This is a genomic window from Radiobacillus sp. PE A8.2, assembly GCF_045635475.1.
GTDB lineage: Bacteria > Bacillota > Bacilli > Bacillales > Amphibacillaceae > JBJGXI01.
Map to the genome: position 1 here is coordinate 1 of NZ_JBJGXI010000085.1, position 7,654 is coordinate 7,654.

Consider the following 7,654-nt stretch of genomic DNA (forward strand, 5'->3'; position numbering starts at 1 on the left):
TTAATTATTAATTGGTTAGGAGGCATTCATAATGCTAAAAAAGATTCTGTTTTTTTTATCAACGGGGATCTTGGCTATGTTTCTATTAACAGCTTGTAGTGAATCATCAACAGAGAACCAAACGGATGATAAGGTTCAGGTGGTAACCACCTATTCGATTGTTTATGATATTGTAAAAAACGTTGGCGGAGATTTAGTCGAGGTGCATAGTTTGGCACCGATTGGTTCTAACCCACATGAATATGATCCACTTCCTGAGGATGTTCAAAAAACAACCGATGCTGACGCTGTCTTTTACAATGGACTAAATCTAGAAGCCGGAAATTCTTGGTTTGATCGTTTGATGGAAACAGCAGGGAAAGATGGAGACGACGCGCCAGTATTTCGTATGAGTGAAAATGTTGATGCGATGTATTTGACGACAGAAGGTAATGAAGGTGAAGAAGATCCCCATGCATGGTTGAATGTCCTGAATGGTATTAAATATGCGAAAAATGCTCGGGATGGTTTAATTAAAGTTGATCCAGATCAAGCTGAAATATATGAGCAAAACGCAGCTGACTATATCGCCGAGTTAGAACAATTACACCAAGAAGCAATCGAAAAATTTAATGAGATACCAGAAGAAGAAAGAATTCTCGTAACTAGTGAAGGTGCCTTCAAATATTTCAGTGATGCTTATGGTTTCAGAGCAGAATATATTTGGGAAATAAATCAAGAAAATCAAGGTACACCAGACCAAATTACAAGAATCGTAGATATTATCAATGACGAAGGAATTAAAGGATTATTTTTAGAAACAAGTATTGACCCACGTAGCATGGAAGCTGTTTCCAATGAAACAGATGTCGAGATTATGGGAAAAGTGTTTACGGATTCCTTAGGTGAACCAGGAGAAGATGGAGATACGTATATCAAAATGATGGAATGGAATATAAATACGATAAAAGAGGGATTATCAGAGTAATAGAAAATGTTTTTCAGCCTTAGCCCTACACTTGACAGAGCTAAGGCTGTTTCTCTATGAAAAGCTAGGAGATCATACGTAACCCAACCAAGCATAGTGTTAATAGCAACATCATCAGTAAACATATCGTATCTTGATGCCGCCAAATTAGTTGGCTAACGAAGAAGTGGAGGCTGCTGCAGTTATTGACGGGGAAGTCACCGGAGAATCAGCAGTACAATAGAAGAATGAATAAAAACAGTTAATTGGTTATTACTACCGATTAACTGTTTTTTCATCTATAGAATAATGATCGGTATAGCACATCTTGAGCATCCTTACCGTAGACCATACATAGGTGAACGCCGAAGGATAGATTACGATTCATGCCATTTTCCTCAAACAACTCTTCTAAGAACTTCTAAATGAATAAATACTTGTTTCATCAACAAGTTTTCATACAGGTGTCCATACCTGAAAGTTAATCCTGCACTCATTAATGTATAGACAACTATACATATTGGTGGTATGTTTAAAATACATATCCTAAACTGGTGGTGAAAACATGTATAACAACAATTTAATACTTACAAATATTCAGGTGTACACGGATAATGGTGTAATACCTGATGGTTATATAAAGATAGAAGATGGAAAAATAACTGATGTAAATGATATTAATCACCTTACTAAGAGTAAAGACATGGACATAGTTGCATTGCCTAACAAATCTAAAGCAATTCCAGGTATGATCGATATTCATATTCATGGTGTAAATGGATCAGATGTGATGGATGGAACAACAGAAAGTCTTTTGAACATGGTTTCATCTCTACCTCAAGAAGGTACGACTAGTTTCTTAGCTACGACGATCACTCAGGATAAAGAATTGATTGAAAAGGCATTGATAAATGCTAGTGACTTTATGTTAAATCATCAGCTATCTGGGCAATCAGAGATTATTGGAGTTCACTTAGAGGGACCATTCTTAAATAAAACAAAGGCTGGTGCTCAACCACTAAACCACATTATAGAACCTAATTTAGATTTATTTAAAAGATGGCAAGCTCTGGCTAACGATAATATTAAACTAGTCACTTTAGCTCCTGAAGAGCCTATGGCCACTGAGTTAATTCATTACTTAAAAGAGAACGGCATTATAGCTTCGGTAGGTCATTCCGATGCTACACTTGAGGAAGTTGATCACGCTATTAAAGCTGGCCTTTCTCATGTTACTCATTTGTTTAATCAAATGAGCGGATTGCATCACCGGGAACCAGGTGTGGTAGGTGCTGCATTATTAAGAGATCATTTAATGGTAGAAATCATTACCGATGGTGTCCATGTAAGGCCAGAGGCAGTCCAATTAGCATACAAACAAAAAACTGCGGATAAAATGATTCTAATCACAGATGCAATGCGAGCTAAATGCTTGAAAAATGGAACGTATGATTTAGGAGGACAGCAAGTAACTGTTGAAGGTGGTAAGGCTCTTTTGGAGAATGGTACATTAGCGGGAAGTGTTTTACCGATGGGGCAAGCTTTAAAAAATGTACTAACCTTTACGAATTGCACATTAGAGGAAGCGATAAGTATGACGTCAGTTAATCCTGCAAAAGAACTCGACATTTATGATCGAAAAGGTAGTCTTACAATCGGGAAAGATGCTGATATTGTTATATTAGATGATGATCAAGAGATTTTAATGACTTTTTGTAGAGGAAAGCTTGCCTACCTGAAAAGAGCATTTTAAGATTAAAGATATAATTGAGGCATACAAGGATTCTACCTTAGTTATATAATTTCGCATATAATACTATGAACATAGCCTCATAGCCTGCACAAGATAGGTTTGAGTTCAGTTTTAATCCAAAATTAAAAAGGCGCTTTCTAGAAAATCTAATTTATGGTGTTCTAAAAAATTCAGGTCTAGGTATGTTTTTCTAGACGGATAAATTGTTAGTAAATAGGAGGAGAGACCAAAAAACAAGTCTCTCCTCTTTGTTAACGAGTATTATGAAATTGACTAATTAAATAAGTTTATTTTTTTTCTTATGGAAATCATCACAAAAATCGCACCGATACTAATGAGGAACAATCCAATAACTATCCAATTGTACATAGAGCTAGCCGTATCTGGAAGTTCATTCTGATTAGTATTACCTTGATCCTCATCGTCTTGAGAACCGTTGCTTTCGTCAGAAGTAATTTCTGTAAAAACGCCATAAGTTGAGAAATGTGGAACTTCTAACGTGATTGTTCCATTTCCGACTTGTCCTCCACGATGTTCCCATTTATCGTTTACTTCATTATGATAGTAGATACTTACTTCATTTGAAGAATAGTTGGTTTCATCATAGTCTAATACTAATGTAAATTTGCCGTTAAAGTCTTCACCATTAGGATATATAAAATCAAACTCATACACATCTCCTGCTTTCTCTAAACCTTTCACAGTCTCATTTACTGCTCTAACGGTTAGAGTTGTACCTATTGGTAGATCAGCAGGTAACATTACTCTTGTATTACTTCCTTCAATCGAAATTTCTGATCCTGCTACGACTTCGGTTGTTTCGCCTACTTTAATTTGTTTCGAAGTTGGTTCGTCAGTATCCGGATCTGGTAGTTGATTTGACTCAGGAATTACAGATTCTTCAAATGTAATTAATGCTTCATTTAGGGCTGCAGAAGCATCATTTACTTCTTCTTGAGTTGCATTCTCATTATCTAGCACATCTTGTGCTACTGCTATTGCTGCATTTAGTGCATCAACTGCAGTTTGTGGATATTGCCCAGGTGCTGTTCCAACTTCTATATCTTTCGTTAAGTTGCCAGCAGTTTGAATAGTAGACGCTAATTCTACTTTATCTGCCTCAGAACCAGTTTCATCGTCAGAGCGATCAATCGGATCCTTTAATCCAGTGTAAAGTGTACTTAAAAGATCATTTCCGTGGTCTTGAGTAATTTCCCAAATCATCGCCCCACCAAGACCTTCTTCTCTAATATAATCAGCTTTTATAGCAATGGATTCCTTATCGTCATAGGTAATGAAGATAGATTCCTCTTCATTAAATAGATAAGGCGTTTTTGTTCCCTCATCCCAGTAACGAGTATAACCATTATTTAAATAATCATCTTCAATGAATCGGTTGTAAGTCATTGAACCACTTGCGCCAAATGGTTGACGTAATCCATTGTTTTCGCTAGAAGTTACGTTATATCGATAACCATAAAAAGGAGTTCCCATTATTAGTTTTTCTGCAGGTACACCTGCATCTAAATAAGCTTGTATCGCTTTATCTACACTCCAAGTTTTTCCGTTATCGTCATACAGTGGAGCATTAAAATCTGCTACTGCTTCCCAGCTACCATGGATGTCATAAGTCATTACTTGAACATAATCGAGGTATTGGTGGGTTTCACCCAGTGTTGCGTTGTTAATAAATCCTGTATTAGCTGCTCCTGCAATAGTTAGTAAGTAATGCTTACCGTCTTTTTCTCCTTGCTCATCCAATTTTTCTCGAAGTGTTTCTAATAGTTTTGGATAATTTTCTTTATCATCTGCATTTGGAGTTGTTCCAGGACCACCACCAGTTACAGGATATTCCCAATCCAAATCTACACCATCAAATCCATTCTCAATCATGTATTCAACTGCATTATTTGCAAACATAGTTCTTGTTTCTTCAGTAGCTGAAGCTTCAGAGAAGTTTGCTGAACCACCCCAACCACCGATTGCAATTAACGTTTTAAAATGTGGATGTTCTTCCTTAACTGCTTGAAGTTTTTCATAATTTTTTTGGTCTTGAGTAGGGTTGTCCGTAAAAATTTCAAAATCATTACTTATTTTACCAAAAGCGTAATTTAGATGTGTTAATCTGCTTGCATCTAAATCTGTTAAAATATCAAAAGATTGAGACCATCCTGCTAAATAACCAACAATATGGTTTGCAGGTGGTGTGTCTGCGGGATCCCAGCTTGGTAATTCAGTTGCTGGCCCTTCGTTATCAATTAGAAACACCCTTGTTACTGTTTTTGATTGTCCATTTGAATCAGTTGCAACTGCTTTAATGATGGCCTTCCCATCTTCTGGTGCAGATGTTGTTAACCAAGAAGTAGTATAGGAATCGCCGTCTTTTGTAGTTCCAGGGAATTTCCAATAAGCAGAATCTGGTGCTTCCACTGTTTTTACAAAGAAATCAACTTTTTCAACATTAACATCAGCATTTACCGATAAATTGATAGTACCAGAAAATCCACCTTCACCTGGTGTTGCTCCGTTAGGTTCTGGTGCTTGAATTTCACTAATCACAGGAAGTGGAGCTTCGGAGTTATCATCTGTTGGGATAACAACTTCGATGGTTCCTTGGTGAAGCGACTGGTTGTCATAGATATCTTTTGTTTTCACACTAAGGCTATACGTATCACCTGAAGTTAGTCCAGTAACTTCATATGATGTATCCTTTGTTACACCAACCTCGGTTCCATTTTGATATACAACATACTCAAAAAACTTGTCAGAAGTAGATGCTGTCCAAGACAGTGTAGCACTACTGCTAGTTCTGTCAGATACGTTTAAATCCGTTGGAGCAGCAGGACCTTTAGGTTCCGTATAATTATCAACAAATATTTCTCTTTCTACAACTTCTTTATCTCCTGATTGATAAGTAATATCCATTTTCAGACTGTACTTACCATCTGGAACCCAAGGCTCCCCTGTTGGCCAGCTCCAGTCAAATGGAGCTGATGATTTTGGTGCGTATGGATAATAGTTCGTATCGGGCTCATTAAATGCTTTTGCTGAAAACATGATGCTTTCCACGGGTTTACCTTCAACTGGTACAGCCGTAATTGTTGGGCTTCCCTCTACTGAATTACCGTCTTCTTCAATTGTAGTCACTTTAATTGAAGCGCTTTCATCTTCGGCGGCTGCTACTTTAGATGTGTAAGGTAGAAAAACACTCCCTAATAAGAATGAGATAATTGTTAATATTGAGAATACTCTTTTCAAATAAATCTTCTCCTTTACTTATATTAATTTATTGATAGTAAATAATTACTTTGATAGAAAGAGATAAGTTGATGTCGAGGTCTTTGATGTAGTAATTTCAAGCGCTTCAGTAGGGTTGGATGTTCACATAAAACGGACGTTACATAAGACTGGGAGAAAAATAGCAATTATGTACAATTCTTATAATCTAATTGTCGATTCATTAATTCACCTCCAATTTTAATATATTTGAAATTAAATTTTAAAATACCTATAATTTATGCGAAATAATAATTTGGTATTTTAATAGTCTTGATTGTAACAGTGTTAACTAAAAATTTCAATAATTTAAACGGAAAATAAAATAATATTTTAAAGTGTTGTTGATTCATGAACGAATTCCTAACATGATATAGTATAGCTATTAAGTTATAAATAAAAGAAATACACATTAGTTAGAATACGAATGTGTAGGTTAGAAAAAAATAATTTAATGAGGTGTACATTCTTGAGACTTGTTCCGGAATTAGCTAAAAAAATTATTAATGAAGTTCGTACCGTGCTAACAGAGCACATCATCGTAGTAGATAGTGAAGGAATCATTATTGCATCCACAGATCAAAGTCGTGTCGGTACTACGCACGAAGGGGCAAAAAAAGTTTTCCAATCGAAGGAAAAGCTTTATATTACCCATCATATGTCAGTAAAACTACAGGGCGTAAAGCCAGGTATAAATTTACCTATTATCTTTGATAGTGAAGTAATTGGTGTTATTGGAATTACTGGAAACCCGACCGAAATAGAACCATTTGCAGAAATTATTCGTAGAATGACCGAATTAATTATAAAAGAAGCGAATTATATTGAAAAAAAAGAATGGGAAACAAGAGGGTTAGAGTCATTTGTTTACGAATGGGTTTATAGTAATGAAGTAGATGACATTTTTATAAATAGAGGAGCAATCTTAGGCATTACTGTAGATCTACCCTATCAATGTGTACTTTTTCAAATTAATAATCATTTACAAAAGGAAGAAATACAGCAAAATGAGAACTATATGAAGATTTGGTTTGATACACATTTCCCGAAAGGTAGAGATGATATATTGATCCGATGGGGGCAGGCACAACTTCTTCTAGTTAAAAGCAGAAAGAATAATATAACCGATTCATCGTTGGGGTATGAATTACAAAGATGGCAGAAAGAAATGAAGAAAAAATATCAAGTTGAAATAGCAATAGGGATAGGAAAAACTAATCAAGCAAAGACAATTTCTCAATCCTATAAGCAAGCTGAAAAGGCGCTGAAAGTGTCAGAGAAGAACCTTCAAGTCGTATTTTATGAATCATTATTATTAGCTATAATTCTTGAAGAAGTTTCTGATACAACCAAGGATGAATATCATCATAGAGTTCTCTCATCTATCAAAGCAGATAACGAACTACTGAGAACATTGAAGACCTACTTGGAGCATAATCAATCGCTCAAGTTAACAGCTGAAGCTCTTCATTGCCACATTAATACACTGCATTATCGACTTACTCAAATTAATAACTTAACAGGTATTGATCCGAAGAGTTCAGAAGGGATTGCATTGTTTTATGTAGCTCTCTTTTTTAATTCGGGAAATACAGCTTAAATAGAAGACATGTGATAAATCAAATCGCATGTCTTTTTGATTTTTATGGATAATAATACAAATATATAATTATATATAA

4 protein-coding genes are annotated in these 7,654 nt (G+C 35.6%); 3 read left to right on the forward strand and 1 reads right to left on the reverse strand.

Annotation, left to right across the window (positions count from 1 at the left end):
- Positions 1 to 31: 31 nt before the first annotated feature.
- Together ACI6MV_RS24455 and nagA are read left to right on the forward strand one after the other, a co-directional pair.
- Complete coding sequence (locus tag ACI6MV_RS24455; RefSeq protein ID WP_407272935.1) at positions 32 to 967, forward strand: metal ABC transporter solute-binding protein, Zn/Mn family; 936 nt, start codon at positions 32 to 34, stop codon at positions 965 to 967.
- Between the two features lie 544 nt (positions 968 to 1,511).
- Entirely contained in the window at positions 1,512 to 2,699 is a 1,188-nt protein-coding gene (nagA, locus tag ACI6MV_RS24460; protein ID WP_407272936.1) for an N-acetylglucosamine-6-phosphate deacetylase, read from the forward strand.
- Positions 2,700 to 2,972: 273 nt separating this feature from the next.
- Here the strand turns inward: nagA and ACI6MV_RS24465 are convergent, their stop codons facing one another.
- A complete protein-coding gene (locus ACI6MV_RS24465) occupies positions 2,973 to 5,957 on the reverse strand; it encodes a glycosyl hydrolase family 18 protein (protein ID WP_407272937.1) in 2,985 nt (994 codons plus the stop codon).
- Between the two features lie 487 nt (positions 5,958 to 6,444).
- On the opposite strand from ACI6MV_RS24465, the gene ACI6MV_RS24470 reads away from it, so the two are divergent.
- On the forward strand, positions 6,445 to 7,575 hold the full coding sequence (locus tag ACI6MV_RS24470) for a CdaR family transcriptional regulator (RefSeq protein WP_407272938.1): 1,131 nt from the start codon (positions 6,445 to 6,447) through the stop codon (positions 7,573 to 7,575).
- Positions 7,576 to 7,654 lie beyond the last annotated feature (79 nt).